26 protein-coding genes and 1 pseudogene are annotated in these 25435 nt (G+C 41.3%); 2 read left to right on the top strand and 25 right to left on the bottom strand.

What is annotated here, in order from left to right:
* Positions 1 to 12: 12 nt before the first annotated feature.
* The 15 genes from rfbB to J5M87_RS06650 form a co-directional block, all read right to left on the bottom strand.
* Complete coding sequence (gene rfbB, locus J5M87_RS06580; protein ID WP_067088890.1) at positions 13 to 1059, bottom strand: dTDP-glucose 4,6-dehydratase; 1047 nt, start codon at positions 1057 to 1059, stop codon at positions 13 to 15.
* Positions 1060 to 1101: 42 nt separating this feature from the next.
* A complete protein-coding gene (locus tag J5M87_RS06585; RefSeq protein WP_154608787.1) occupies positions 1102 to 1590 on the bottom strand; it encodes a phosphoribosylanthranilate isomerase in 489 nt (162 codons plus the stop codon).
* 1 nt (position 1591) lies between these two features.
* Entirely contained in the window at positions 1592 to 2185 is a 594-nt protein-coding gene (locus J5M87_RS06590; protein WP_154608786.1) for a dTDP-4-dehydrorhamnose 3,5-epimerase family protein, read from the bottom strand.
* Positions 2185 to 3054, bottom strand: coding sequence for a glucose-1-phosphate thymidylyltransferase RfbA (gene rfbA, locus J5M87_RS06595; RefSeq protein ID WP_154608785.1), 870 nt, complete (start codon positions 3052 to 3054; stop codon positions 2185 to 2187). The genes J5M87_RS06590 and rfbA overlap by 1 nt, the downstream gene beginning before the upstream one ends.
* Positions 3055 to 3716: 662 nt before the next feature.
* Positions 3717 to 4511, bottom strand: a complete 795-nt coding sequence (locus J5M87_RS06600) for a Nif3-like dinuclear metal center hexameric protein (protein WP_154608784.1) — start codon at positions 4509 to 4511, stop codon at positions 3717 to 3719.
* On the bottom strand, positions 4498 to 5184 hold the full coding sequence (locus J5M87_RS06605) for a tRNA (adenine(22)-N(1))-methyltransferase (protein ID WP_154608783.1): 687 nt from the start codon (positions 5182 to 5184) through the stop codon (positions 4498 to 4500). The genes J5M87_RS06600 and J5M87_RS06605 overlap by 14 nt, the downstream gene beginning before the upstream one ends.
* A 3-nt stretch (positions 5185 to 5187) precedes the next feature.
* The gene (locus tag J5M87_RS06610) at positions 5188 to 5865 is read right to left on the bottom strand and encodes a DnaD domain-containing protein (RefSeq protein ID WP_154608782.1); all 678 of its coding nucleotides are present in this window, start codon (positions 5863 to 5865) and stop codon (positions 5188 to 5190) included.
* Between the two features lie 9 nt (positions 5866 to 5874).
* Positions 5875 to 6816 (bottom strand): homoserine O-acetyltransferase MetA, encoded by a 942-nt coding sequence (gene metA / locus J5M87_RS06615; protein WP_154608781.1) that lies wholly within the window; start codon positions 6814 to 6816, stop codon positions 5875 to 5877.
* A 301-nt stretch (positions 6817 to 7117) separates the two neighbouring features.
* Positions 7118 to 7630, bottom strand: a complete 513-nt coding sequence (locus tag J5M87_RS06620; protein ID WP_067088858.1) for an adenine phosphoribosyltransferase — start codon at positions 7628 to 7630, stop codon at positions 7118 to 7120.
* Positions 7631 to 7744: 114 nt separating this feature from the next.
* A complete protein-coding gene (gene recJ, locus J5M87_RS06625) occupies positions 7745 to 9970 on the bottom strand; it encodes a single-stranded-DNA-specific exonuclease RecJ (RefSeq protein ID WP_160463288.1) in 2226 nt (741 codons plus the stop codon).
* Positions 9971 to 10109: 139 nt separating this feature from the next.
* Positions 10110 to 10724: a CPBP family intramembrane glutamic endopeptidase gene (locus tag J5M87_RS06630; RefSeq protein WP_160463289.1), complete on the bottom strand. Its 615-nt coding sequence runs from the start codon at positions 10722 to 10724 to the stop codon at positions 10110 to 10112.
* A gap of 26 nt (positions 10725 to 10750) precedes the next feature.
* Positions 10751 to 11128, bottom strand: coding sequence for a hypothetical protein (locus tag J5M87_RS06635; protein WP_154608778.1), 378 nt, complete (start codon positions 11126 to 11128; stop codon positions 10751 to 10753).
* Between the two features lie 15 nt (positions 11129 to 11143).
* On the bottom strand, positions 11144 to 11509 hold the full coding sequence (locus tag J5M87_RS06640; RefSeq protein ID WP_181351490.1) for a hypothetical protein: 366 nt from the start codon (positions 11507 to 11509) through the stop codon (positions 11144 to 11146).
* 72 nt (positions 11510 to 11581) lie between these two features.
* A complete protein-coding gene (locus J5M87_RS06645; protein WP_154608776.1) occupies positions 11582 to 11788 on the bottom strand; it encodes a hypothetical protein in 207 nt (68 codons plus the stop codon).
* Between the two features lie 45 nt (positions 11789 to 11833).
* A complete protein-coding gene (locus J5M87_RS06650) occupies positions 11834 to 12163 on the bottom strand; it encodes a helicase BlpT (protein ID WP_154608775.1) in 330 nt (109 codons plus the stop codon).
* 564 nt (positions 12164 to 12727) lie between these two features.
* On the opposite strand from J5M87_RS06650, the pseudogene J5M87_RS06655 reads away from it, so the two are divergent.
* Positions 12728 to 14288: pseudogene (locus tag J5M87_RS06655) on the top strand (IS1182 family transposase); the annotation flags it as partial.
* A 122-nt stretch (positions 14289 to 14410) separates the two neighbouring features.
* Here the strand turns inward: J5M87_RS06655 and J5M87_RS06660 are convergent.
* The 8 genes from J5M87_RS06660 to miaA all read right to left on the bottom strand — a co-directional run bounded on the left by J5M87_RS06660 (position 14411) and on the right by miaA (position 23496).
* Positions 14411 to 15757, bottom strand: a complete 1347-nt coding sequence (locus J5M87_RS06660; RefSeq protein ID WP_154608410.1) for a sensor histidine kinase — start codon at positions 15755 to 15757, stop codon at positions 14411 to 14413.
* Positions 15754 to 16506 (bottom strand): response regulator transcription factor, encoded by a 753-nt coding sequence (locus J5M87_RS06665; RefSeq protein WP_154608411.1) that lies wholly within the window; start codon positions 16504 to 16506, stop codon positions 15754 to 15756. The genes J5M87_RS06660 and J5M87_RS06665 overlap by 4 nt, the downstream gene beginning before the upstream one ends.
* A 172-nt stretch (positions 16507 to 16678) precedes the next feature.
* Positions 16679 to 18226, bottom strand: a complete 1548-nt coding sequence (gene cls, locus J5M87_RS06670) for a cardiolipin synthase (protein ID WP_154608412.1) — start codon at positions 18224 to 18226, stop codon at positions 16679 to 16681.
* An 827-nt stretch (positions 18227 to 19053) separates the two neighbouring features.
* Positions 19054 to 19809, bottom strand: coding sequence for an SDR family NAD(P)-dependent oxidoreductase (locus J5M87_RS06675; RefSeq protein ID WP_160463258.1), 756 nt, complete (start codon positions 19807 to 19809; stop codon positions 19054 to 19056).
* Positions 19806 to 20735, bottom strand: a complete 930-nt coding sequence (gene rnz / locus J5M87_RS06680) for a ribonuclease Z (RefSeq protein WP_154608413.1) — start codon at positions 20733 to 20735, stop codon at positions 19806 to 19808. The genes J5M87_RS06675 and rnz overlap by 4 nt, the downstream gene beginning before the upstream one ends.
* 10 nt (positions 20736 to 20745) lie before the next feature.
* Complete coding sequence (locus J5M87_RS06685) at positions 20746 to 21372, bottom strand: cystathionine beta-lyase (RefSeq protein WP_154608414.1); 627 nt, start codon at positions 21370 to 21372, stop codon at positions 20746 to 20748.
* The gene (hflX, locus tag J5M87_RS06690; protein WP_154608415.1) at positions 21359 to 22609 is read right to left on the bottom strand and encodes a GTPase HflX; all 1251 of its coding nucleotides are present in this window, start codon (positions 22607 to 22609) and stop codon (positions 21359 to 21361) included. Before hflX ends, J5M87_RS06685 begins: the two co-directional genes overlap by 14 nt.
* Positions 22606 to 23496: a tRNA (adenosine(37)-N6)-dimethylallyltransferase MiaA gene (gene miaA, locus J5M87_RS06695; protein WP_154608416.1), complete on the bottom strand. Its 891-nt coding sequence runs from the start codon at positions 23494 to 23496 to the stop codon at positions 22606 to 22608. The genes hflX and miaA overlap by 4 nt, the downstream gene beginning before the upstream one ends.
* 68 nt (positions 23497 to 23564) lie before the next feature.
* On the opposite strand from miaA, the gene J5M87_RS06700 reads away from it, so the two are divergent.
* Positions 23565 to 23735, top strand: coding sequence for a DUF3042 family protein (locus J5M87_RS06700; RefSeq protein ID WP_082815611.1), 171 nt, complete (start codon positions 23565 to 23567; stop codon positions 23733 to 23735).
* Between the two features lie 482 nt (positions 23736 to 24217).
* On the opposite strand, the gene J5M87_RS06705 is transcribed toward J5M87_RS06700, so the two are convergent.
* The gene (locus J5M87_RS06705) at positions 24218 to 24466 is read right to left on the bottom strand and encodes a hypothetical protein (protein ID WP_154608417.1); all 249 of its coding nucleotides are present in this window, start codon (positions 24464 to 24466) and stop codon (positions 24218 to 24220) included.
* Between the two features lie 93 nt (positions 24467 to 24559).
* Positions 24560 to 25420 (bottom strand): Rgg/GadR/MutR family transcriptional regulator, encoded by an 861-nt coding sequence (locus J5M87_RS06710; RefSeq protein ID WP_154608418.1) that lies wholly within the window; start codon positions 25418 to 25420, stop codon positions 24560 to 24562.
* Between the last annotated feature and the right edge of the window lie 15 nt (positions 25421 to 25435).

Raw genomic sequence — 25435 nt, forward strand, 5'->3', positions numbered from 1 at the left:
TACCTTTCCTCCTTATTTAATGACCTTCTGTGTTTTCGCATAGTTAGCTTCAACGGCTTCTTTTTCAGCCTGCCACCAATCTGCATGGTCTGTATACCATTTGATCGTTTCTTCCAGACCTGCTTCAAAGTTGGTAAATTCTGGTTTCCAACCAAGCTCATCGCGGAGTTTGCTTGCATCGATCGCATAACGTAGGTCGTGACCAGCACGGTCTGTTACGTGGTCATAGGCATCAGCAGGTTGACCCATTTTCTCTAAAATCAACTCCAAGACTTCCTTGTTATTCTTCTCACCATCAGCACCGATTAGGTAGGTTTCACCAATTTCACCCTTAGTCAAAATCGTCCACACACCAGAGGAATGGTCATTAGTATGAATCCAGTCACGAACATTTTTTCCTTCACCATATAATTTTGGCTTGATACCGCTCAAAATATTAGTAATTTGACGTGGAATAAATTTCTCAATGTGTTGGTAAGGTCCGTAGTTGTTTGAACAGTTGGAAATTGTTGCTTTGACACCAAATGAACGTACCCAAGCCTTCACAATCAAGTCAGAAGCTGCCTTGGTTGATGAATACGGTGAACTTGGATTGTATTTGGTTTCAGCCGTGAATTTCTCACCTGGGCCCTCACCATGACCTGGTAAATCTTCGCGAAGCGGAAGGTCCCCATAAACCTCATCTGTTGATACATGGTGGAAGCGAATATCGTATTTACGTGCTGCTTCTAACAGAGTATAGGTTCCGATAAAGTTCGTATGAATGAAGGGACTTGGGTCATTCAGTGAATTGTCATTGTGGCTTTCTGCGGCATAGTGAACAATCGCATCTGCTTTTGCTGCTAACTGATCAACCAACTCACTGTCAGCAATATCGCCAACCACAAGCTCAACACGCTCACCTAGAATCTCAACTAGATTGGCACGGTTTCCAGCATAGGTTAACTTATCCAAGACTGTCACATGGACATCCGGATGATTATTATAGACATAATGTACAAAGTTTGAGCCGATAAAACCAGCTCCACCTGTGACGATAATATTTTTAAATTCAGACATGATTTCTCCGATAACTGTTCTATTATTTTGACTGAGCTAGGCTTATTTTTTTAATACTTCTTTTAAATATGCAATTTTAGCAAAGTCTTTTTGATTATTCTTATCATTACGATAACTGTCTTTGGAAGATGCTTGATAGATGTTTAGATATTGCTCTAGAGTGGGCAAATAATAGCGGACATCGCCATCTCTTATCTCCTCTAATTCTTCTAGTGGAATACCTGCAAAAGCTGGGAGCGAATGAAGACCACCGAATTCTACTGAACAATCTTCCTTTTGAAATTCATGTTCGTGGCGATCTACCAAGGTATAACCTAGTTGTTCCATCATTGCAATCAATTCAGTTGCTCGATAAATTCGCTCTTCATCAGGAGCTTCCCAACCCCTAGGGTCACTAGGGACATGAATATCCAAATCATGAGCAGCCCAACTTCTACCTGTTCGCTGCTCTAGACCAACAGATCCCATTAAAAGAGGAATAATTCCCAATTCATTTAAGGCTTGCGCAATCTCTAAAAAACGATGATACATCTTACAAATCTTCTTTTCTCAAGGGTTTAACATCCTGAAGCATTGGGTGATTCTTATCAGCCTCAGATACTTCTGCTGCCTCAAGATTTTCCCATTTGATGCCCAAACTTGGATCTGCATAGTTGACAAAGGCGTATTTTGGTTTTAATTCCAAGGCCCAGTAATCGTTCACCAAGTAGCTGTAGGCTACCGTATCAGATAGGACTTGAAAGCCGTTTGCCACACCACGCGGAACAAAAATCCCCTTGCTCGCATCAATCTCTGTCTGGTAGACATTTCCAAACGTATCTCCCTCACGTAAATCAACCCAAGAACCGAGCACTTTTCCGCCGTCCGCAACAGAAATGTATTTATCCCAAGGCTCTGCATGGAGTCCACGCAAGACATGCTTACGAGAAAAGCTGACATTATTTTGGAGTTTTCCTTCCGCAAAGAAAGTCTCTGGAAACCCTAAGGGCAACATTTTCTCTTTTTGAAAATTCTCCTTAAACCAACCACGATTGTCCCCATGAACAGGAATGTCAAACTCTAACATGCCAGGAATAGCATCAATCTTTCTAGCTGCTAAGGTCTTACCAAAAAAATTCTCTGTCATTAGGCCTCTCCAATCAGACGGAGCAAGTATTGTCCGTATTCATTTTTCTTCAATGGTTGAGCGAGTTCATAGACCTGCTCCTTAGTAATATAGCCCATGCGATAAGCAATTTCTTCAAGATTTGCCACTTGAACATTTTGCAAACGCTGAACCGTTTCGATGTATTGAGCTGCTTCTAACAAGCTCTCATGTGTCCCAGTATCAAGCCAAGCAAAACCACGCCCCATCAACTCAACAGACAAGTCACCACGTTCCAAATACGCCTTATTCACATCTGTGATTTCTAATTCTCCACGAGGAGACGGCTGAATATTTTTGGCAATCTCTACCACGTCATTGTCATAGAAATAAAGACCTGTTACAGCAAAATTTGACTTTGGCTGTTCCGGTTTTTCTTCAATCGAAATGGCATTCATATCCGCATCAAATTCCACAACACCAAAGCGTTCTGGATCTTTTACTTGATAGCCAAAAACTGTTGCACCTGTTTCCTTGCTAGCCGCCCGTTGCAACATCTTGGTCAAACCATTTCCATGATAGATATTGTCTCCAAGAATTAGTGCAACCCTGTCGTCACCAATAAATTCTTCTCCGATAATAAAGGCCTGAGCAAGACCATCTGGACTTGGCTGAACGGCATAAGAAAGTGAAATCCCAAGTTCAGATCCATCTCCTAACATTTCCTCAAAACGAGGTAGATCAGTTGGTGTCGAAATAATTAAAATATCCTTAATTCCTGCCAACATAAGGGTTGAGAGAGGATAGTAAACCATGGGTTTATCATAAATGGGCATCAATTGTTTCGATGCTGCACGAGTCAAGGGATACAAACGAGTACCTGACCCTCCTGCGAGAATAATACCTTTCATAGTTGCGAAAGCCTTTCAATGTTATTTTGTTCTATTTTACCATTTTTAAGCAAAGCTGTCATCTCCTGCTTTACTTATAGAGTGGATTGAGAACTGAACACGGACTAAGAGCTGTGTAAAAAAGAGACGCAGATGTTCCAGCTTTAGCTGGTTACAGCTGAGGCTCCCTTTAGTGGGGACGCAGATGTTCCAGCTTTAGCTGGTTACAGCTGAGGCTCCCTTTAGGGATAAGTCTTCCTAGCTCCAAAGGTATAGTATACCTTTGGAGGTGAGTGATAGGAGTTTGCAGAGCAAAATCTCCTTTGGCTCTTCGCCAGACTTCCTATTTTGCCGTAGCTGTTACGAGCTTGCTCGTTCTACAGATACGGATGCCCTAGGGGTACACTTTGTACTTTATACGCCCTCGTATCTTATGAAGGAATAGGCCAAGGCAAGGAGCAGCAGATAGAACTGGCGTTAATTGAGGATTACTCCATAATCCCTATTTCCAACCTTCAACAGTCTACTGGACTATTGAAGCAAAGCGACTTATACTCGTCAAAAATCAAAGTCTGACGTCGTTAACTCACCTTGCTGAACTTCAGTTCTAGCTACGATTTCGTTGCCTAGTCAGATGTTGATTTTTATAGAGTATAACGATGTCCTAACCTTTATTCCATTCACTATACATGCCGAAAAGGATTGGTTGATACAGTTGAAGCCTCAATCGTAATGTCCCAACCTTCTTCTATTTTCCATTTCTGTAATTCTTGGGCAATTTTTTCTACAAATAGTACCTCAATATGATGCCCTGGATCAATAGCAAGCAAGCCCTGTGTTAACATTTCTTGAGCCGTATGGTAGTAAATATCTCCTGTGATATAGACATCCGCTGCTTTTGCAAGTGCTGCCTTATAAAAACTGCCACCACTACCACCACAAATAGCCACCCGTTCTACATATTGTTGAGCTTGATGGCCGTAAGTCACCAAGCGAACCGCATCTAAACCAAAGACTCGCTTCACCTTGAGCGCCAATTCTTCTAGAGTCTGCTGCTCAACCCTTCCAATCCGACCAAGCCCATGACCTTCCTGCGTTTCGTGCAGATAGTCTGTATCCTTGATATCTAATAGGTCACAAAACCAGTCATTTAGCCCACCCGAAACCACATCAATATCGGTATGGCTGACATAGACTGCAATATCATGCTTGATCAAATCAAGGCAAATTTTCGTTTGCAAGTCATCTGCCACTAAGTCCTTTAACGGACGAAAAATTGGGGCATGTTTGACGATAATCAAGTCTACCTTTTTGTCAATCGCTTCAGCGACCGTTGTTTCACGAATGTCGAGTGCAACCATGACGGTCTGAATGTCCTTATTTAGGGTACCAATCTGAAGACCTGATACATCGCCCTCCATGGACAGACTCGGAGGACAAAAAGCCTGATATCGTTCAATCACTTTACTTGCTAACATGTAAAACCTCCTTGATTTGCTGAATTTTTTCCTCAATGCGGGCACGTTCTATACTATGCTCTGTCGGAATTTGTGCCAAGGCATGCTGCAATTTGTCAGCTTCGCGCTCCCATTTTTGCTGAAAAACAGGAGAAACTTCCTGTAAGAGATAGGGGCCAAACCGTTTCTCCAGGGATGTCAGCGACTGTTCCCCAGGCTCTGCGACAAGAATCTCATAGAACTTCCCATTTTCTGCGACCATGGTTTCTGCAACCAGTCTAAAATCATGTATTTCCAGCCATTCTCTCACATCATCTTCTCGATTATTAGGTTGTAAAATAAGTCGTTCAATCCCTTCCAACTTATCTTTTCCAGCTTCTAAGATGTCTGCAATCAAGCGACCACCCATGCCGGCAATGGTAATGGCTGTCATCTGGTCTGTTTGATCAAAGGCAGCAAGACCATTGGCCAAGCGAACCTCAATCTGTTGGGTATAACCTGATTCTCTGACATGTTGCAGGGCTGATTGATAAGGACCTTCTACGACTTCTCCTGCAATGGCGTAAGAAATCACTGCTTTTTCCACCAAAAAAAGAGGGAGATAAGCATGGTCACTCCCTACATCTACCAAACGAGCCCCCTGTGGTACAAAACTTGCCACTGTTTCTAAACGTTTTGAGATTTTCTGATTCATTTTCTACTCTTTCCAATAATCCATGGCTTCTAAGAAATCGGATGATACAGCGACATTTCGAGGAAGCTGCCCTTCTCGCTCGGCACGCTTGGCCTCAACTTGGGCGACTGTCGTGATTCCCTCACGACGCCAGTTTCTTAAAATAGCTTGGATATATTTCCAATTTGTCTTGTTATTAAATACAGCCTCACGAAGAGCTTCGCGCACTAGTTCTGGCGCAACTTGATCATCACCTACTGTTTTTTGTAAATCTTCCAATTCAAGCGGAGACAACAATCTACCCAACTCTGCCTCAAACTCTGTAACCAGTTGCTTCAAGTCATAGCTAATCGCTGTTGGTCCATACCCTGATTCCTTAGGTTGTAGCAAAGCATCTAGTTTTTCCAAAGCAGGGGAAGCATCAAAAATCATCTCAATTTCACCCGATAAATTAATCGTTTTAAAATCAAGTAGACCTGCTTCTTGTAAGTGTTCAATGGAACGATTGATTTCAGAAACCGTCTTTCCACAAGCCTCAGCAATCTGACTCGGAGCCAATCCTTCGATGTTCGTTGTATTTTGATAAAAGAAAAATTGCCAGACCACATAATCATCGGCCGAGGGAAATAAATCCTTGAAATGAAAGAGCAAATCGGGTGGTAAGACCAAATAGCCCTTCTGAAATTGCTGTAAATAATTCATAGTTCCTCTTTATAGACTAGCTGATAAGGCGGATTGCTCAAAAATTTGCCAATCATACGGCGTTTCTTGATAGACAGCGTAGTTAATCCAGTTAGTAAAAAACTGGGCTGCTGGAAGATTCCATGATAGGGCTGGACGTGAATTCGGATCATCCTGTTTAAAATAATGTTCTGGAAGGTCTGGTTGTAAACCAGCTAAACAATCTCTTTCGTATTCTTTTGCAAGGGTATCACGGTCATACTCCAAATGCCCAAAGCTATACACCTCACGTAAGTCACTACTTGCAACAATAGAGACACCGACCTCTTCTCCTCTTGCCAAGACATGTAAATTGTCTAATCGAGCCAAATCTTCTGCTTTCACATCTGTATGGCGAGAATGAGGCGAGCGGAACTCATCATCAAAGCCTCTCATCAAGGGATTGCGATCAGCCACTACTTCCTGGCAATAGACGCCTGATAATTTCTTAGGCAGGCTATGCTTTTTAATCCCATAGCGAGCATAAAGACCTGCTTGGGCACCCCAGCAAATATGTAGGGTAGAGTAGACATGCTGCTTTGCCCAATGGAAAACCTCTACCAATTCCTCCCAGTAGTCCACTTCTTCAAATGCCAAATTTTCAACAGGAGCACCCGTCACAATCAAGCCATCAAAATAACGGTCTTTAACTTCAGCAAACGTATGATAGAACTCTTCCATATGAGCTGCTTGAGTTGTCTTTGACTCATGGCTTTTCATATAGAGAAAGTCAATTTCTAATTGCAGAGGGGTATTAGCTAAAAGGCGCAACAACTGCGTCTCCGTCACAATCTTTTGTGGCATCAAATTCAAAATCAAGATTTTCAAAGGACGAATATCTTGATGCATTGCGCGATCATCGTCCATGACAAAGATGTTCTCTGCTTTTAATTGTTCGACAGCTGGTAATGATTTTTTTAATGTAATCGGCATACCTTCACTCCTCCTTTTTTCTATTATATAACAGGAGGGATAGGCCTTTCAATTAGAAGAAAAATGGCAATCCTTATAGTTTCAAACTATATATTCTAAACAAGGTGAGTTAGCAACCTACTATCAAACTGAATGATGATATAGTGGATTGAGAAAGGAATAGGACAAGGCAATGAGCTACAGATAAACTGGCGTTAATTGAGGATTACTCCATAATCCCTATTTCCAACCTTCAACATCCCACTGAACTATTGAAGCAAAGCGACTGAACAATGTCCTAACCTTTATTCAATTTACTATATCAATAGTGCATCAAGACCTTGTAATCATAATCGCCAATCGCTTCGCGACCTTTAAGATCATCCAATTCAATCAAAAAGGCACAGCCTGCAACGATTCCGCCTAGGCGTTCAATCATGTCAATCGTCGCCTTCACTGTTCCACCAGTTGCCAATAAATCATCCACAATCAAGACACGTTGACCTGGCTTAATCGCATCTGAGTGCATGGTGAGGGTATCAACGCCATATTCTTTTTCGTAATCTGCTGAAATCACTTCGCGCGGTAATTTTCCTGGCTTACGAACTGGGGCAAAGCCAATTCCAAGCTCAAAAGCGACTGGACAACCCACAATAAACCCACGCGCTTCAGGCCCTACAATCATATCAATTTTCTTATCCGTTGCATATTGAACAATCTCACGAACAGCATAGCTATAGGCATTTCCGTCAGCCATCAAAGGGCTAATATCACGGAAGGTAATGCCTTCTTGCGGATAGTTTTCAATAGAAGCAATATAATCTTTTAAATTCATCGTATTCTCACTTTTTAGTTGTTTTGTGCTCTGACTGTCTCAAAAATCGTCAAGAGCATTACTCTTTATTATACCATGTTTTTTCCGTATTTGGGAGATTTTGAAATGAAGTTCTCAGTCTGTTTTCTCCATTAGGTAAGCATAGATTTCTTGGACTGTCCCAAGTGCCAGTAGTTCTTGTTCTTCGACCTGTTTTTTCAACTGTTGGTAAATACTACTGCTGCTAATCTCTCGTTTTTCTGCATCCTTATTGACCTTCATGACCCCATCTGTAATCGTAACAAAGCCCAATTCTTGGAAAATCTGAATCATCTTAATCAAGAGATGTTCTTTCATTTTCAAATAAGCCGCCAGTTCCTTCAGTTTGTAGCGCACATCAAATTCCTTAAACTGATAAATGGTCTTGTAAAGGCGCGCAAATTGCTCCCTGCTACCATAGCCATCCAAATAATAAGGAGTTGCCAGCTCATTTTTAAAATAAATGGCTTGAAAGTCATGGGCTTGCAAGAAATCCTTGAGAACTTGGATATCATCTGGAACTGTCGCAATTCCAATGGCTTTTTGTCCTGTCACATCTGGTAATGCTTGTGCAAAATCCACCACGACCAGGTCTGCTGGAAAACGTGTTTTCTTACTGCGCAGATTGTAGAGCTGAACCCCCTCTACCCGCAAGTCAACCAGCATCAATTGTAAGGTAGTCTGGCCATTCCATTGATTGACTGACAGACTAACAGCCAGTTCTAGGTCTTTACTCTGCCCAATTTCTAAAGCAAACTGTCCCATGCCAAAGGCAAGAACATCAAAACTGGCCTTCCCCTTACTGATTCGGAATTTGAGATGAGCATTTTGTTGCCCCATCGTACGAGCGGATTCGACCTGAACATGTTTAAGATAAAAGACTGGCTTTTTATTGTCCATACCGTAGGGAGCCAATTTCTCAAATGATTTTAGGGTATCAAGCGACAACTCCTCCAAATCCAATTCCTCATCAAGGCACAACTCGCCCTTACGAACCTGATCCAATCCATTATCAAGGATGTAGTCAGAAAGAGCTTCAGATAAAGCGTCTAGCTTGTCCACTTCCAAGGTCATTCCTGCCGCACCTGCATGCCCACCAAAGGCGATAAATAAATCACGATGAGCTTGCAAGGCTTCAAAAATATCAATGGCGGCAACCGATCGAGCAGATCCCTTTGCTTTTCCTTCCTCAATGGACAATACAATAATCGGCTGCTGTAATTCTTCCAATAACCGACCTGCGACAATCCCTAATACACCGGGATTCCATCCTTCCTGAGCCAAGACTTGAACCGGCTTTTCCTTGTCAATCATTGTCTTTGCTTCATCATAAATAGCTTGGACAATCGCTTTGCGCTCGCTATTTTTATGGTCGATCAGCTGGGCAATCGCCTGTGCTTCTTCCTCATCAAAGCCTGTCAACAAGTCAATAGCAGGATTAGGATCATCCAAACGCCCCAGGGCATTTAAACGCGGAGCCAGTTGAAAGCCAATGGTTTCCTCATCTAGTATGTCTGCTTGAATCTCAGCTAGAGCCATCAACTCCTGTAGCCCAATTCGTTCCGTTTGCTTGAGCATGGAAAGACCATACTTGACCAAGACACGATTTTCATCTGTCAAACTCACCATATCGGCGATTGTCCCAATGGCAACCAAATCAAGCCATTCCACCTGGACTGTTTCCAATAAAGCACAGGCTAGCTTAAAAGCTACTCCACAGCCTGCTAAAAAAGCAAAGGGATAGGCTCCGTCTGGATGTTCGGGATGGATAATGGCATAGGCCTCAGGCAGGGTTTCAGGAAGTGAGTGGTGGTCTGTTACGATAACATCAACACCGACACTCTGGGCATAGTCTATAGCCTCATGCCCTGCCACACCATTGTCAACTGTGACAATGAGAGAAACGCCCTGTTGCTCAATAAAATACTTGTAAACCGACTGATTGGGACCATAACCGTCTGTAAAGCGATTCGGCAGATAGACCATGCATTCTGCACCAAGTTCTTCCAAGGCTTCTTTAACAATGGACGCTGAAGTCATACCGTCTGCATCATAGTCACCGTAGACCAAAATCAGTTCATTTGCCTGAATAGCCTGACGAATCCGCTCCACGGCCTTATCCATTCCGTAGAGCAAATAGGGATCATGCAAGTCGTCCAAGCTCGGTTGTAAAAATTTCTTTAGCGCTTCTTCTGTCTGGATTCCTCTCGTATACAGCACATTTGCTGCCACCGAGTCCAAGCCCTCTTTTTTCGCTACTTTGACAAAGGCTTGATCTGAAATTGTCGGAACCAAGGTCCATTCATAAGTTGATTGTATCACTATCTTCTCCTTATACCCTTTGAACATCAAGAATTCAATGATGTTACATGAGTATGATGTCTGTCTACCATTATATCACGAAGCAGAGTTATCGTCAGCTATTGGAAAACGAAAAAGGCAGGAAGTTATCTCCCTGTCCCTAATGACGCAGTACAAAGAACATCACCATGCTGTTCCAAGCAATATGTAGCAGAATCGACAACACTAGATTATCTGACTTCTTATGAAGCCAGCCAAATATCGCCCCCATGACTCCGTAGTATAGAAAAGTGGCACTATTTTCAGGCCCATGTAGGATGGAGAAATAGGTAGCTGCTAGCAACAAGCCCCACCAACTATTGTTACAGACACCTTTTTGCAAAAAACCTCGCGTCAAGATTTCCTCGCGGATTGGACCAAAAAAGCAAACATCGATGAAGAAGGAAAGGCTGATCCCCTGTACTATTGTATCATGGACTTCCCGAGCTGCTCCTGACTGAAAGGAAATAACATTCGTATACACCACATCAAACAAGAAGAGAGCTAGAAAGGCAAGAACGACCAGTCCCAAGTCCGACCAGCTTGGAAGCCTTAAGGTCGCAATCTTCCCTTTGGAAATCACATAGAGCAGAAGCAAGACAATCAGACTATTGCCCACAATATAGACTAGCTGATGTTGGTGAAAATCTCCTTGGTTCAGCTGCCAGCAAATCAGATCAAAGACAAAATAGCCCAAGATTGCGGCAAAAAATGACATCACCTTCTCAAAAATCATTAAAATCTCCTTCAAGAAATCCATCACTAGCTGATTTCAGATGAAATAGCCTGCTTATATCCTTCACGATTGGGATAGGTCTGTAAGACCACCCCTGTCAAAAACATAAAAAAGGTCGAGCAAAATTGCACTAGGTTCTGACCGTCAAGTACTGAAAGAACAAGGGTCACCAAGAAGGTCACCCCAAGCATCCATTTTTGATATGGAGGCCAGTGGTAAGAAATCCCCTTCTGTCTCAAAAGACGGTAAGCGCGAATGGTAAGAACTAGAGTCCCTATAAAGACAAGAATTGCACAGATGATAAAATAAGGAAAGCTGCTTCTTTTTCCAATAATCCATGCAAAAAAGAGCGCAATATCAAGGATGATAACAAGCCAATTCCCTTTTTGTAGTTGTTTTTCCATATTCCTTCTCCTTTTCTATCCCTTCATCACTTTGATAAAACCAATCGTATAACACAATAGTAAGATAGCTAGATGAAAAAATGGATTAAAGGGACTGCTCTGATTCAGCAGATTCCAAATGAATATCCCAATCATGATGAGTTGAAAGAACCACGTTTTTTTCATAAATTGCCCCACAGTAAGCGACTGTTCAGCCGGCTTACCCTCTGAAGAAGTCGAACGTATATCTGCCCAAGCATTCAACCCATTCAGCAATAGAGTGCAAGCTAGGACACCTAGCATTTGTCTGAGGGATACCTTCATGACAAGACCAAATAGGACTTGTAAAACAGTTGTTGCAACCACAACAGCTAGGATTTTCACTTGCTTTGTCATCATCATGTCTCCTTCTACATTCTTAAGCCAATAACTGTCCTTCTTGACAAAAAACTCTGATCGAAAAAATCATGTAGACTACTTGGCTCTGGCACGTAAGACTACACCAATTAACAGTCCGACAATGATACCCAACCAAGAAGAAAGCGCCAAACCTTTGGCGATATCTCCTAGTAATTCTCCCACTAATATACCGAGTAGACTACCGAAAGACAGACCAATGCAAATACCAATGGATATACTATTTTCTTTTGTGATGCCCGTTTCGGGATTTTCTTTTTTCATCTGAAATCTCTCCTAAAAATCAGTTTATGGGGATTTTCCAATACGTTATAACATACCTATCGGGCCGTATACTTTTAAAACTGGCTTGACTTGGTCGTAATGAAATTGATCATACCGTCGCCAAGCCTGTTTCAAGTCTTCTGTCACATCTAAGGAACTAATGCCCATCAACAAGCTGGTTCGTTGGTAAAATTTTTCAAGAGCTATTAGAAGCTGATTATCCACGACTGTACGATTCTTCAATACTGTCACGATTTCCTGTATATTCTCTTGAAATCGTATCGTGTCATAGTTCGATTGGTGAGAGGTTCGTTGAAAAATCTTCTCTAGTTCATTGATCAAAGAATAGGCTTCTTCTAGTATATGTGTATCCATAAAACATACCTTCTTTCATTTGTTATTACCTTTAACTTTGGTAAATAGAGTATAGCACTTATTGATAGACAAGTTTGCTCATTTCCTGAACGGTCATTGAAGATTCCTAAATGGTTCCCGCTGTTATTCAAACCTCTTTTCATTTCTAATGTCCAAGCCCTTCAAATGATAAAAGAGGGCTATTCGCAGGTGAAAAAGAGAGACAAGAAACCAAGGAAAGAGATTTTTCACGAAAGAAGGAAAAACTTAGAGCATAGGGAAGGTTCTATCACAAAAAAATGCAAGACTTGAAACACAGGAAAGGAATTTTCACAAAAAAATAACAGACTTAAAGCATAGGGAAGATTTTATCACAAAAAAACGCAAGGCTTGAAACACAGGGAAGAAATTTTCACAGAAAAATACATGACTTGAAGTATATCTCCCATTCTGATAGAGAATCGAAGCTGGGCAAAAACTAGCTGCTCATATACAAAAAACGAGCAATTCCAATTAGGAGTTGCTCGTTTTCCATTTCATGCTTTATAATTATAATAACCACAAAACAACTAGAAAGGCATGAAAATGTATAAACAGTATAACACAAATCAGCTTAGTTTGGAATTAAATATTGCTTGGGACTTACCTGCTACACATGAGGCACGTCTGATTAGTCAGTTTGTGGATACTATTCCTCAATCCGTTCTCCTAGAAGAAACTTCCCACACAGGTCGTCCTGCCTTTCATCCAGCTATGTTGCTCAAAATGACCCTATTCGCCTATGCTCGCCAAGTTTTCTCTGGTAGAAAAATCCTCCAAATGAATGAGGAAGTCATTCCTATGAAATGGCTGAGTCAGGATACCTACGTCTGTTATCGAACCATAAATAGTTTTCGGGCCTCTACACACGCCAACCAGCTTATCAAAACTGCTTTCATCTACTTCACTCTCCTCCTCAGAGAGAATGGATTGATTGAAGATAAAGCTCTCTTCATTGACGGGACTAAGGTAGAAGCTGATGCCAACAAGTATTCCTTCACGTGGAAAAAGGCCGTTGAGCGCTATGAAGATGCCTTGAATGGAAACATTTCTGCTCTCTATGACAAGCTAGTCCAAGAAGGGGTGAATACTGCCTTGTCCAAGGAAGAATGTCTCACTAGCGAAGGACTAAACCAACTCCTACAAGAGACCGAACAAGTACTAGATGAGTTGGAAAATGCTATCTCACAAGAGCCTAAAGTCATTAAAGGTGGATCGGCCAACAGACAGAAACGAAGAAGAATTAAGAAACTCAAGAGAAAATTGAAAGAGGATTTTCTTGTTCGGAAACAAAAGTACGAACGAGATAAACAGATTTTACAAGAGCGAAATTCCTATTCTAAAACAGATCCTGATGCGACGTTTATGAGGATGAAAGAGGATCATATGAGGAATGGTCAGCTCAAACCTGCTTACAACCTTCAACTTGGTACAAATAGCCAGTTTGCCTTAGCTTACGGATTGTATCCGAATCCAACTGACACTCGTACACTCAAACCTTTTCTTCAATCCATCCAAACCTTAGAACTCTTTCAACACATTGTCGCGGATGCAGGTTATGGTAGTGAAGAAAATTACAGCTTTATCGTTGATAATCTGGAGAAAACGCCCCTAATTCCCTACGGAACATATCAGAAAGAGCAGAAGAAAAGCTACAAGAAGAGTGATGCCAATCCTGAAAACTGGACTTACCTAGAAGATTCTGACCAGTGGATAAAACCAGATGGAGTTGTCTACTCGTTTAAGAATTATTCACGAAGAACGGAAAAGTATGGATTTGAGAAAGATAGTAAGATTTACGAAGCTGATCCTGTACAAGCTAGTGAAGAGTTAGACCAATTAGCACGGACAGAGAAAGGAAACCTCAAACAAATTCAGTATAATCCTACGTGGAACTATTTCAAGAACTTAGTCAAAGAGGAATTGCCAAGTAAAGAGGGAGCCCGCATTTATGCCAAACGCAAGGTGGATGTCGAACCTGTATTTGGTAGGATGAAGGGTGTTTTTGGCGTACGCAGAGTGCATGTCAGAGGTCAAAAAGTGGTTGAAACTGAGATAGGATTCCTCCTAATGAGCATGAATCTCACGAAATTGGCTAAGAAATTAGTCCAATATAATAGAGACAAAAATAAAAACACAAATAGTTCGACTGGATTTCATCAAAATCAACTTGAATCTATCTGTGTTTTTTATTTACTGGCTAGTTTTTGCCCAGCCTCCTCCTATCTCTTACTCATCTACCAGCTGTATTTCAAGTACCTGACAAAACGTATGGTGTTGACTTCTTGTCTGGAGCGACACTCCTGGATAATGTTCCAAGATTTTCAGAACCGTATAGAGGCCAATCCCTCGATGTTCCCCCTTTGAACTAGCTTCAAACTGATACAAGGAAGAAATGTCCACAGATTCTTGTTGCGTACTATTTTCAATGATAAATACCTGCTTTTGTTCCAGCGTAAAGTACGAAAGACGAATGATAGCTGTTTCTGTCTCTAGGGCAGCTTCATAGGCATTATCGCATAAAATAGCAACAATCGTAATAAAGTCCACCAACTCCATCCCTTTTGGCCTGATGACCTCCGGCACCTCAAGAGAAACAGCAACGTGATGTTCTGTCGCTTGCGCTATTTTTGAGGCCAGCAAACTCTTGAGCGCATTATTGTCAATCTGCACCAACCGTCCCATGTCATACTTAGGATGTCGGAGGTGCTTACTGGAATCTTTCAGCACTGTATCATAGATTTCCTTGACCAAGGTGAGATTATTTTCCTCTATCCCTACTTGAAGCGTTGTGAGCAGATTGGTATAGTCATGGCGAAATCCCCTGACTTCACGGTACAATCCCTCCACCTGTTGACTATACTGTTCTAGATGTTGAAGTTGCAACTCCTTTTGAAAATCTAGCTTTTCTTTTAAGGTCTCTCGGATATTTTTGTCCAGTTGTGCAATTAGACTCATAAATATGAGGAGGTAAAAAATCAATATAAACTGACGAATGACAAGGACATCCGCCGCTTGCCCTGTTTCCATATACAAGAGAAGCTGAGTTGTTCCATAATAACAAGCCATAAGCCAATTGACGAGATAAAGGAATTTCTTATCACGGATGCTAAAGAAGATGCGCCTTAACTTTGAGAAATCATAGTGAAAGTAGTGCAAAAACAAAAGAAGTAAGACAATCGCAATCACCCGTTCTATCCCTACTCCCAAATTGTTCCCCTTTGCAAGAACATCCTCTATTTCAAACGCATAGGCACCAAAGGAGAGGGAGTCGCTAAACAAATCGAGCAAGGTCATAGGCAGGAGGCTATAGAAAATCAGCAGGGTTTTGGATAAAGGTCTGAGGAATAAATAAGATAAGAGAAAAAAATCGACGAAGATGGCTATATAGTAGTTTCCCCAGTTGTCCTTTAAAAGGTAGTTTAAGAAAAGTATTCCATTCACAACGATAACTCTAATCGCCATGCCAAGAAGAACCTCATACCAGCGCAATTTTCGGCCGCTTATCCTAGAAAATAAGATCAACTCCATTAGCATAAGAGTTACGACAACCATTACCTGTAGTCCAACAATCATAGGCCACTTCCTTTATGTAACTGTTCAATCGTAGCTAGTACCGTCTCTAACTTACTTCTTGCAATCCAACAACTAGAGCCATTGCGAAAATAGAGAATTTTTTCATGCTTATCAATTTTGACAACATTGGCTGGATTGACGACAAAGGAACGATGACAGGCAAGGAGCCTTGGTTCCTGTTGCAAGACTTCTGCTAAACTAGCGGTAAACTCTGTGCGATCCTTTTCCGTATACAAAATGACACGATGCGGGCGAGGGGAGGTTTCTAAATACAGGATGTCCTGAAACGGAACCTGAATCTGCGCATACTTGGACTGATAATAAAAAGCATCCTCCGCCACTGTCTTTGTCACTTGCTCATCTGCATATAGAAGCACTTTCTCGATTCGAGCTAGCCATTCATCAGAAGGGAGATTCTTGGCGATATAGTCAAGAGCAGACACTTGGTAGCGAAAAGCCAAGGGCATCCATTCAGAATGAGTGGTCACAAAGACAATCATCGCATAGGGATCGAGCTGACGAATCTCACGCGCCACTTCGAGTCCCTTTTTTTCTTCCTCTCTGATTTCAATATCTAAAAAGAAAAGCTGATGACGTCCCTTTTCCTCTACTGCTGCTAGCAATTGTTCTGGCTTACCAAACACCTCTAGCCGCTTGACCGATAAGTGGTGCTGGGCTATAAGACCCGCTACGACTTCTTCCATTCGAGATTGTTGAACAACATCATCTTCCAGTATAAAAATATTCATTTTTCACCTCTCCCTTGTCGACCTACAAGATCAGCTAGCTAGTTCCTATTTTACCATAAAATGAAACGTTTTCACTTATAAAATAGGCCATTCCCCTTTAAAAAATTTGCTTCTAGGAAGTGCTCCTAGTACTAAAAAAACCTTGGTGTTGGAGCACCAAGGAACTTTCTTCTTATAAGAGGGGAGCGATAATCTTCATAAACGCGCCTGCAAAGCGTTTATACCACGGATAAGTTCGAGCAAAATCGATGAGGGTAATACGCTCTGACTTAGCAAAGGATTCTTCAAAATCCTTGTGAATATCTGCTAGGACTTGACGGTGTTTGTAGATATACAGACCACATTCAAAATTGAGATAGAAACTACGAAAATCCATATTGACCGTACCAACCGTTGCTTTTTTATCATCAACAAGTACGACCTTAGAATGGACAAATCCAGGTGTGTATTCATAAATCTCAACGCCTGCTTCCAGATAGGTTGGGAAATCTGTTCGAGCCGCCAGATAGGCCGACTGCTTATCATAGATATGAGGCAAGAGCAAGCGGACAGTTACCCCACGTTTGGCTGCATAGGTCAAATTGTCCATCATTTCATCATCCAAGACAAGATAGGGGGTCATGATATAGATATATTTTGTAGCTGACTGAATCATATCCAAGCAGACACGCTTTGCCACTTCATCTCCGTCAAATGGACTCTCCCCATAGGGCAAGAAAAAGCCTTCTGAGTCAACGATTGCCTTTTCTTGGTCATGGTGGTCTTTCAAGTAGGTCAAATCATTATTTTGTGTCTTTTCATTGAAATTCCACATCTGCAAGAACATGAGAGTAAAATTGGCAACCGCTTCTCCCTTGACCATAATTGCGGCATCTTTCCAATGACCAAAGCGCTCTTTGCGGTTGATGTACTCATCTGCAATATTGACACCACCAGTAAAGGCCACCTTTCCGTCTATGACCGCAATTTTTCGGTGGTCACGATTGTTTTGCACAGTGGATAAGGCTGGGATAATCTGAGAAAAGACCTTAGCTTTAATACCATATTTTCTCAGGGTTTTATAATAGGTATAGGGCAACAAAGTCAAGGAATTGGTCCCATCATACAAAAAACGAACTTCTACACCTTGAACTGCCTTTTCCTTTAAAATTTCTAGGATAGAATCCCACATATAGCCAAAATCAACGATAAAATATTCCATGAAGATATATTTTTCGGCCTTGCGCAATTCCCTTAACAAGGCTTCAAACTTAGCTTCTCCAGATGAAAAATAGGTCGCATCCGTATTGGCATGAAGGGCATAGCCGACATACTGATTCATGTAATGGGCTAATTTTAATTGATCCTTATCCTGCTCAGCAAGGGCATTTAGTACCTTATGAGAGGTATGTCCATACTGGCGGAGCAACAAACTCTGCCGTTTAAACGTCTTACGATAGCGTTTGGTTTCAATATTGGACTGTAAAATAAAGTAAAAAAGAGCGCCGAAAATGGGAATACCAATAATAAAAATAAGCCAGGTCAGCTTGAAACTAGCATTCATAGGCCGGTTGATGACCGAAATCGCTACAAGAATCGAAAAGAGTTGTAAAACAGATAACAAGGCTGGAGCCAATGCTGTCGCCGAGGTCACAGTCCATAAAACAGCTCCAACCGTCACTCCAAGCAATAAAAGAACAATAAAAGTACGACTATAGATTAATCTCCATAACTTTGTCATGCCATCTCCTTTCATAAGATACGAGAGCGTTAAAAGCACACAGGGAAAATAGGAAGTCTGACGAAGAGTCAGCAGACTCTAGGAAGACTTATCTTTTTCACACAGTGCTTAGCTCGAGTTCAGTTTCATAAGATACGAGAGCGTTAAACAACTCCTAGACAAAATAGGCGGCCGAACAGTAAGCCTTTAGGCTTCGTCGTGAGACCCCCACAAAGGCAACTAGGTTGTTGTGATAGCAACAACCAGATGCCTACTGTGACCTATCGTTGGCAACTCTAACCCCAACATGATTGTCAGTGAGTTGTAGCTCGAGTTCAGTTTCATAAGATACGAGAGCGTTAGAAGCACACAGTGTACCCCTAGGGCATCCGTATCTGTAGAACGAGCAAGCTCGTAACAGCTACGGCAAAATAGGAAGTCTGACGAAGAGTCAGCAGACTCTAGGAAGACTTATCCCTAAAGGGAGTCTCAGTTGTAACCAACTAAAGTTGGAACATCTGCATCTCTTTTTCACACAGTGCTCAGCTCGAGTTCAGTTTCATAAGATACGAGAGCGTTAAAAGCACACAGTGTACCCCTAGGGCATCCGTATCTGTAGAACGAGCAAGCTCGTAACAGCTACGGTAAGATAGGAAGTCTGACGAAAAATCAGAGGAGAGTTTGCTCTGCAAACTCCTATCACTCAGCTCCAAAGGTATACGATACCTTTGGAGCTAGGAAGACTTATCCCTAAAGGGAACCTCTGCTGTAACCAGCTAAAGCTGGAACATCTGCGTCCCTTTTTTATATAGCTCTTAATCCGTGTTCTATTCATCCATAAATAGTAATCATTTATAATTAAAAATAGTTCGTGCTAAAAAATCAGCTAAGCTAGGCCACAAGGTATAGCATTTATGGGCTACTGCCAAGACCCAGGGCAGATTCAATTCTCGTTTTTTCGTTCCCATAACGGAAACAATCTTACGTGCGACATCTTTAGGCTGTAGTAAAAAGGCCTTGACAGATTCTAAATAGGCTCCCTCTGGATCTGCCTGATCAAAGAAGGTTGTTGCAATTGGACCAGGATTGACAGTTGTGACGACAACCTGTGAAGGAGCCAATTCCAAGCGAAGGGCATTGGAAAAACCAATTGCTGCAAATTTACTAGCCGAATAAACAGAAGATTTACTTGACGCAATTAAACCAGCCATGCTGACAATATTGATAATCTGTCCCTTTTGTGCCTGCTTCATCTGCTCACCGACCAAGCGAGATAGGGTCATCAAGGCAAAGGTATTAATTTCAAACATGTCCCGTACTTCTTGACTTGAAAATTCATCAAAATCCGCAAACCGCCCATATCCAGCATTATTGACCAAAATATCAATCCGACCGATTTGTCGCTCTACTTTTTGGATGAGAGTCTTTAGGGCCTCTTCATCTCGAAGATCTGTATCATAAATAACCTTTTGCTCATGAAAGGCATATAATTGCTCTAATTTTTCCTTATCTCGTCCCAATAAAATCAGAAAATCCTCTGCTAAGAGTGGCACCATTTCTTGTACTAGACCACCAGAAGCTCCTGTTATTAAAATCTTTCTCACACTTCAACCTCTTCCAAATCTTTTACAATGTGGACATTCTCAAAAATCGTACTTGCATCCTTGCGAAGCTGACTAATATCCTTAGATAAGAAGCGCGGACTAATATGATTGAGCAGCAAGCGTTTGGCTCCTGCATCTTTTGCCACCAAGGCTGCCTCCATATTGGTCGAATGACCATGTTTTCGAGCGATGACCTCATCACCCTTACCATAAGTCGCCTCATGCACCAATACATCTGCATTAACCGCTAGCCGCACACTAGCATGGCATTTGCGGGTATCCCCTAAGATTGTGACAACCTTACCAGGTCGCGGAGGAGAAAGATAGTCGCTAGCTACAATTTCTCTGCCGTCTTCTAAGATAACATTTTCACCATTTTTAATCTTTCCAAAGAGGGGACCAAATGGTACACCTGCCGCACGAAGCGCTTCTGCATCTAACGTTCCTTCCAAATCTTTTTGAACCACACGATAGCCGACACAGGGTACCGTATGGTCAAGTTGATCTGCAAATACCGTGAATTTATCTGTATCAAGCACCCTTTCTACCGTATCAACATCAAACTCATGAAAATGAATGCGGTAAGGTAGGCGAGAACCCGATACTTTCAGACTCGTCAAGACAAACTGGCGGATACCTATCGGTCCATAAATATCAATATCAGTCTGCTCTTCATTTCCTTGAAAAGAGCGACTCGATAAAAAGCCTGGTAAACCAAAGATATGGTCACCATGTAAATGAGTAATAAAAATCTTACTAATCTTTCGTGGTCGAATAGCAGTTTCTAAAATCCGGTTTTGCGTTCCCTCCCCACAATCAAACAACCAGACTTCATTGATTTCATCGAGTAATTTCAATGCTAAACTCGATACATTACGTGCTTTGGAGGGCTGTCCCGCTCCAGTTCCTAAAAATTGAATATACATATACTTCTTTCTATTTTTGAATAGAGATAATCGCTTTTCTTCCTGACCAAGCATAGTAGGCTTGACCGGAATACTGGCTTGCAATCTCTATCACCTCTTCTTGGTTAAAACCTGAAATCTGCACCCAGTCCGCACTTTCAGCAAGGTCTGTTAAGAGATAAGAACTCTCTACTGCTATAAGACTGTCCTCATCGATAGCCAAGGGCTGCATCCAAATCAGGTCATCTTTGACAAAAACGGAGTAATGAGGAAAAATCTGTGCAATCTCAAAAAGCAAATCAGACGTTACTGGCTCATTTTTTTCAGCAAATACTTGTGCTAATTCTGCCTCATTATGATAGGCAAAACCAAACGACTTTCCAGATAGATTCAGGCGAACAAATGGTTTTTTCTCTTCAAATGACGGACAAACTGTCAAGAGATGAAGTTGACAGGATAGTTCGAGATAATAATCCGTCGCAGCCTTTGGTCCTTGTTTCTGATAGATTTCTGCAAAATAAGCATTAATCACAGAGGGTGGCGGTGTGATAAAGGCCAGCTTTTGACTATCCGTTAAGCCTTTTAATTGCCGTGTCAGATACACCCTATCAAGACTCGTAAAACCACCGTATTTCAAGGCCAGATTAATATAATCCATTTTCAAATTCCTCTAATTTCCACTTATCTTTCTTTGAAATATAGCCCTTGATGATCTCCACATCATCTTCATAAAAGCGCATATCGATTAAGGCTATCCGCCCAAGGTCATGCAGTGTATAACTGTCTTTCAGGGGGACGCGAATCTCAAATGGCTCAAACATGGTTTTGATTTTTGCTAAGACCATCATCTGGATATGGGATTTGGCATTCTCATCTTTGGCAGATAGCATGACATGCGGAAATTGACTCGGTGTAAAGTGATCATCTGTCTTATCTAGTTTATTATAAAGAGCCAGGCGTGGAATGTCCAACATCTCTAACTCTTGCAAAATGGTCAAGACAACTTCTTCCTGCTCAGTATGATTGGGATCAGAAGCATCAATCACATGGAGTAGCAAGTCGACAGTCATCGATTCTTCCAAGGTTGATTTAAAAGCTGAAATCAACTCTGTCGGTAAATCCTGGATAAATCCAACCGTATCGGTCACCGTTACTTGGAAGGTATCGGACAGCTGTACCTGCTTAGTCGTTGCATCTAAGGTCGCAAACAATTCATCTGCCTCATACTGGCGCTTATCTGTCAGAGCATTCATAATCGTTGACTTTCCTGCATTAGTATAACCAATAAGACCGATTTTGAACACACCTGATTGGATTCTGCGCTCTCGAATCGTTGCACGATTTTTCTCAACGATTTTCAATTGCCGTTCAATATCAGCAATCTGGTTACGAATGCTACGACGATTGAGCTCTAGCTGACTTTCACCAGGTCCACGAGAACCAATTCCCCCAGCTTGCCGACTCAGCATAATTCCCTGCCCAATCAGGCGTGGTAGCATGTACTTCAATTGAGCCAAGTGCACTTGTAATTTCCCCTCATGGCTCCTTGCTCTCATGGCAAAGATGTCCAAAATCAATTGCATGCGGTCAATGACTTTCACGCCCAAGATTTCCTCTAAATTGACGTTCTGCCGTGGGGTCAAGCGATTATTGACAATGACGGTATCAATGCCATCTGCTTCCACCATGAGCTTAATTTCTTCTAATTTTCCTGAACCGATAAAGGTCTTGCTGTCGTACTTTTCTCGCTTCTGGGTGTAGCTACCTTTTACAACTGCACCAGCTGTTTTAGCAAGACTCGCAAGTTCTTCCATAGACATGACAAAGTTTTCTGTCTGCTGCAGTTCTACTCCAATCAGCAAGGCACGCTCTTCTTCTTTTCTCGTTTCAATCATGATTTTTCCTCTAAAAATTCCGTTACTCGTTGGAAAATCTGGTCCTTGAATCCCTCTTCAGATACGAGGTCAAACACCACCTGCATGCGGTTACGAAACCAGGTCAATTGGCGTTTGGCAAAGCGGCGGGTGTTTTGCTTGACCTTGTCAATCGCTTCTGTGACAGTTATCTCCCCTTTAAAATAAGGAAACCATTCCTTGTATCCAATTCCCAAACTGGCTTGAGCTGTTGGATAGGTTTCATAGAGCCACTTGGCTTCTTCTAACAAGCCGACTTCCACCATCTGATTCACACGCTGGTTGATGCGTTCATATAAGACAGCTCGTTCATCTGACAGGCCAATCACTAAGGCTTCATAAGGTGGTTCTTGGTTTTCCAACTCTTGACCAAAATGTGCCAACTCCAATTGCCTCATAGCACGACGGCGGTTGATTTGGGGAATTTCAATTCCCAGCTCTGCTATTTTCCCAAATAAACGCTCATCTGGCCAAGTGTCTAGCTCTTTTCGGTAGGCGAGAATCTCCTCATGTGCCACCTGACCACCCAAATGATAGCCCTCCAGCAAACTTTGAATATAAAGACCTGTGCCACCTACGATAATCGGCACCTTTCCTTTTTCAGCAAGTTCCGCAATCAACTGGCTAGCTTCTGCTACAAAATCATAGGCAGAATAGCCTTCTGTCACATCGCGCACATCAATCAAATGGTGGGGCGCAAGGCCCTGCTCTTCCTTGGTTGCCTTGGCTGTTCCAATATCTAATTGTCGATAAACCTGCTGACTGTCGCCACTAATAATCTCTCCATTATAGCGCTGTGCAAGCTCAATTCCTAGGGCAGTTTTCCCCACCGCAGTCGGTCCTACCACTGCTATTATCTTTGTTTTCATCTTTTTCCTTGAAAATTTTTTGTTTTTTCGCTACAATCTATTATAACATAAGTAAAGGAGAAAGAACTATGGCTAAAGGTTTTGGAAAAGGTTTCTTAACGGGAGTAGCTAGTACAGTCGCTCTTGCTGCAGGTGCTGTCTTTACGATTCATAAAACAATCATTGAACCTGAAGAAAAGAAAGAAGCGTTCATCGAAGAAAATCGCAAAAAAGCAGCACGCCGCCGTGTTGCACATTAAAAAAATGCTCCAGTGGAGCATTTTTTCACGAGCCTGAAAATCAAAAAGCGAGTTGGGAGTGGGACAGAAATCGGTAACTCGTAAGAGTTCGATTTCGTTGTCCCACCCCCGCAAGTTGACTAGCTTTCACAATTAAGAATTGTGAAAGGTTGGAAATAGAGCTAGCGAAATGTTCGCTAGCCTCTTCTACTAGAATGTTGATTTATCAACATTTTACAAACCAGACAACTACTGCGCTAAACTGTTAAAACTATGTAACGTAACGAGGTAAGAGACTTTTGTCTCAACCTCGTTTTTTCGCGAGCCTAGAAATAAACAGGCGAGTCATGCTCCAGTGGAGCATTTTTTCACGAGCTTGGAAATAAACAGGCGAGTTATACCCTACTAGGGTATTTTTTCATTTCTACAAGATAAGAGCGTAACGGATTCTAGCCTATCCATTTCTTTTTCATTATCTTTTCATGCTCAAAAGAAGAAGACAACTATCTTTCAATTGTTTTAGAAAACGGAGTTTTGTGATTCTTAATAAAATTGCCAAATTGACTGGTAATATCATCCGAGTCATCTGTATCATAATCAGAATTATAATCATCATAATCATCGGAAAAATCAACCTTCCCAAATGGAATAAATTTAGTATTTATTGGCTTTTCTAATGATGGTTTAATAAAATGAAATATTGACACAAAACTAATTCCCACTAATAATATAACGACTAATAATTTTTTCATGATTTTCTCTCCAATGGATGATAAATATATGCTTGTTGTTTGTAAGACTTACAAGAATCATTCTACAGGAAAAATCAATTCATTTAAAAATCGTTACATATCTGTAAGTTGGCTGATAGTTTGCTCAATTTGCCTAGAAATACTATAACTCTCTACAAGATTGGTCATTTTTAAGCACTCTTTCATAATATCTAACGCATCTTCAAAACCTTGTAAATATCTTAAATGAGCTTTGCAAAATTTTAACCGTAATTTTTCCATAAGATAACTGTCTAAAATATTAAAATTATCAAGGAGTCTAATAAACTTAGAGGCTATTCTTTCTTCTCCTCTATCCAATAAAACTCCTGTAATGTTCAATAGCAACCGATAAGTTTTTCTTTGATTCTCTTCAATACTATCATAAAATTGACTTCGAGTTATTGCTTCTTGTCCTAAAACTTCTAAAGCCTTTGTTTCTAAAGAACGAGCACAATTACTTAATATCCATAATTCATATCTGCACCACTCATCAATAGACATCAAATAATCGGTTATCACTCTCTTTTCTTCTCTGGGAATAACAATAGTTGAATCACACTTATTCATAAAAACATGTAGCACAGCAATCATCAGACGATCCGATTTCCTTGCTGTATCACGATACTTACATTCATAATCAGTAAGAATGCGTCTTAAAAAATCAATATTCCTATTTTCTATAGCTTCATAAAGTTCATTAGATAAACGTATATCCCCAATACCATAATAATTGTTATAAAAAGTTGAGAACTCTCCCTGCAAAACATCCATATTATTCAAACAATGGAAAAATGTATCAACCGTCAGATTGCTCTTTCCATTCTCAAAACGTGATAACTGAGCAGGAGTTACAAAATCTCCAGCGACCTCTTTTAAAGACATATTCTTTGATTCTCGAATAATTTTAAAAACTTTTCCATACTGTTCTTTCATGTAACACCTCTTTAC

The organism is Streptococcus sp. zg-86, from assembly GCF_017639855.1.
Classification (GTDB): domain Bacteria; phylum Bacillota; class Bacilli; order Lactobacillales; family Streptococcaceae; genus Streptococcus; species Streptococcus zhangguiae.

Excerpts from the sequence above, each read along its gene's own strand:
- J5M87_RS06700 (WP_082815611.1), top strand. The coding sequence starts at position 23,565 with ATGGCTAAAGGTTTTGGAAAAGGTTTCTTAACGGGAGTAGCTAGTACA.
- rfbA (WP_154608785.1), bottom strand. The coding sequence starts at position 3,054 with ATGAAAGGTATTATTCTCGCAGGAGGGTCAGGTACTCGTTTGTATCCC.
- J5M87_RS06620 (WP_067088858.1), bottom strand. The coding sequence starts at position 7,630 with ATGAATTTAAAAGATTATATTGCTTCTATTGAAAACTATCCGCAAGAA.
- J5M87_RS06650 (WP_154608775.1), bottom strand. The coding sequence starts at position 12,163 with ATGGATACACATATACTAGAAGAAGCCTATTCTTTGATCAATGAACTA.
- J5M87_RS06685 (WP_154608414.1), bottom strand. The coding sequence starts at position 21,372 with ATGGATTATATTAATCTGGCCTTGAAATACGGTGGTTTTACGAGTCTT.
- J5M87_RS06600 (WP_154608784.1), bottom strand. The coding sequence starts at position 4,511 with ATGTTAGCAAGTAAAGTGATTGAACGATATCAGGCTTTTTGTCCTCCG.
- J5M87_RS06590 (WP_154608786.1), bottom strand. The coding sequence starts at position 2,185 with ATGACAGAGAATTTTTTTGGTAAGACCTTAGCAGCTAGAAAGATTGAT.
- hflX (WP_154608415.1), bottom strand. The coding sequence starts at position 22,609 with ATGATTGAAACGAGAAAAGAAGAAGAGCGTGCCTTGCTGATTGGAGTA.
- metA (WP_154608781.1), bottom strand. The coding sequence starts at position 6,816 with ATGCCGATTACATTAAAAAAATCATTACCAGCTGTCGAACAATTAAAA.
- J5M87_RS06635 (WP_154608778.1), bottom strand. The coding sequence starts at position 11,128 with ATGGAAAAACAACTACAAAAAGGGAATTGGCTTGTTATCATCCTTGAT.
- J5M87_RS06630 (WP_160463289.1), bottom strand. The coding sequence starts at position 10,724 with ATGATTTTTGAGAAGGTGATGTCATTTTTTGCCGCAATCTTGGGCTAT.
- J5M87_RS06660 (WP_154608410.1), bottom strand. The coding sequence starts at position 15,757 with ATGATTGTTGGACTACAGGTAATGGTTGTCGTAACTCTTATGCTAATG.
- miaA (WP_154608416.1), bottom strand. The coding sequence starts at position 23,496 with ATGAAAACAAAGATAATAGCAGTGGTAGGACCGACTGCGGTGGGGAAA.
- rnz (WP_154608413.1), bottom strand. The coding sequence starts at position 20,735 with ATGTATATTCAATTTTTAGGAACTGGAGCGGGACAGCCCTCCAAAGCA.
- rfbB (WP_067088890.1), bottom strand. The coding sequence starts at position 1,059 with ATGTCTGAATTTAAAAATATTATCGTCACAGGTGGAGCTGGTTTTATC.
- J5M87_RS06640 (WP_181351490.1), bottom strand. The coding sequence starts at position 11,509 with ATGATGATGACAAAGCAAGTGAAAATCCTAGCTGTTGTGGTTGCAACA.
- J5M87_RS06705 (WP_154608417.1), bottom strand. The coding sequence starts at position 24,466 with ATGAAAAAATTATTAGTCGTTATATTATTAGTGGGAATTAGTTTTGTG.
- J5M87_RS06605 (WP_154608783.1), bottom strand. The coding sequence starts at position 5,184 with ATGAATCAGAAAATCTCAAAACGTTTAGAAACAGTGGCAAGTTTTGTA.
- J5M87_RS06710 (WP_154608418.1), bottom strand. The coding sequence starts at position 25,420 with ATGAAAGAACAGTATGGAAAAGTTTTTAAAATTATTCGAGAATCAAAG.
- J5M87_RS06645 (WP_154608776.1), bottom strand. The coding sequence starts at position 11,788 with ATGAAAAAAGAAAATCCCGAAACGGGCATCACAAAAGAAAATAGTATA.
- J5M87_RS06585 (WP_154608787.1), bottom strand. The coding sequence starts at position 1,590 with ATGTATCATCGTTTTTTAGAGATTGCGCAAGCCTTAAATGAATTGGGA.
- cls (WP_154608412.1), bottom strand. The coding sequence starts at position 18,226 with ATGACAAAGTTATGGAGATTAATCTATAGTCGTACTTTTATTGTTCTT.
- J5M87_RS06610 (WP_154608782.1), bottom strand. The coding sequence starts at position 5,865 with ATGAATTATTTACAGCAATTTCAGAAGGGCTATTTGGTCTTACCACCC.
- J5M87_RS06665 (WP_154608411.1), bottom strand. The coding sequence starts at position 16,506 with ATGAATATTTTTATACTGGAAGATGATGTTGTTCAACAATCTCGAATG.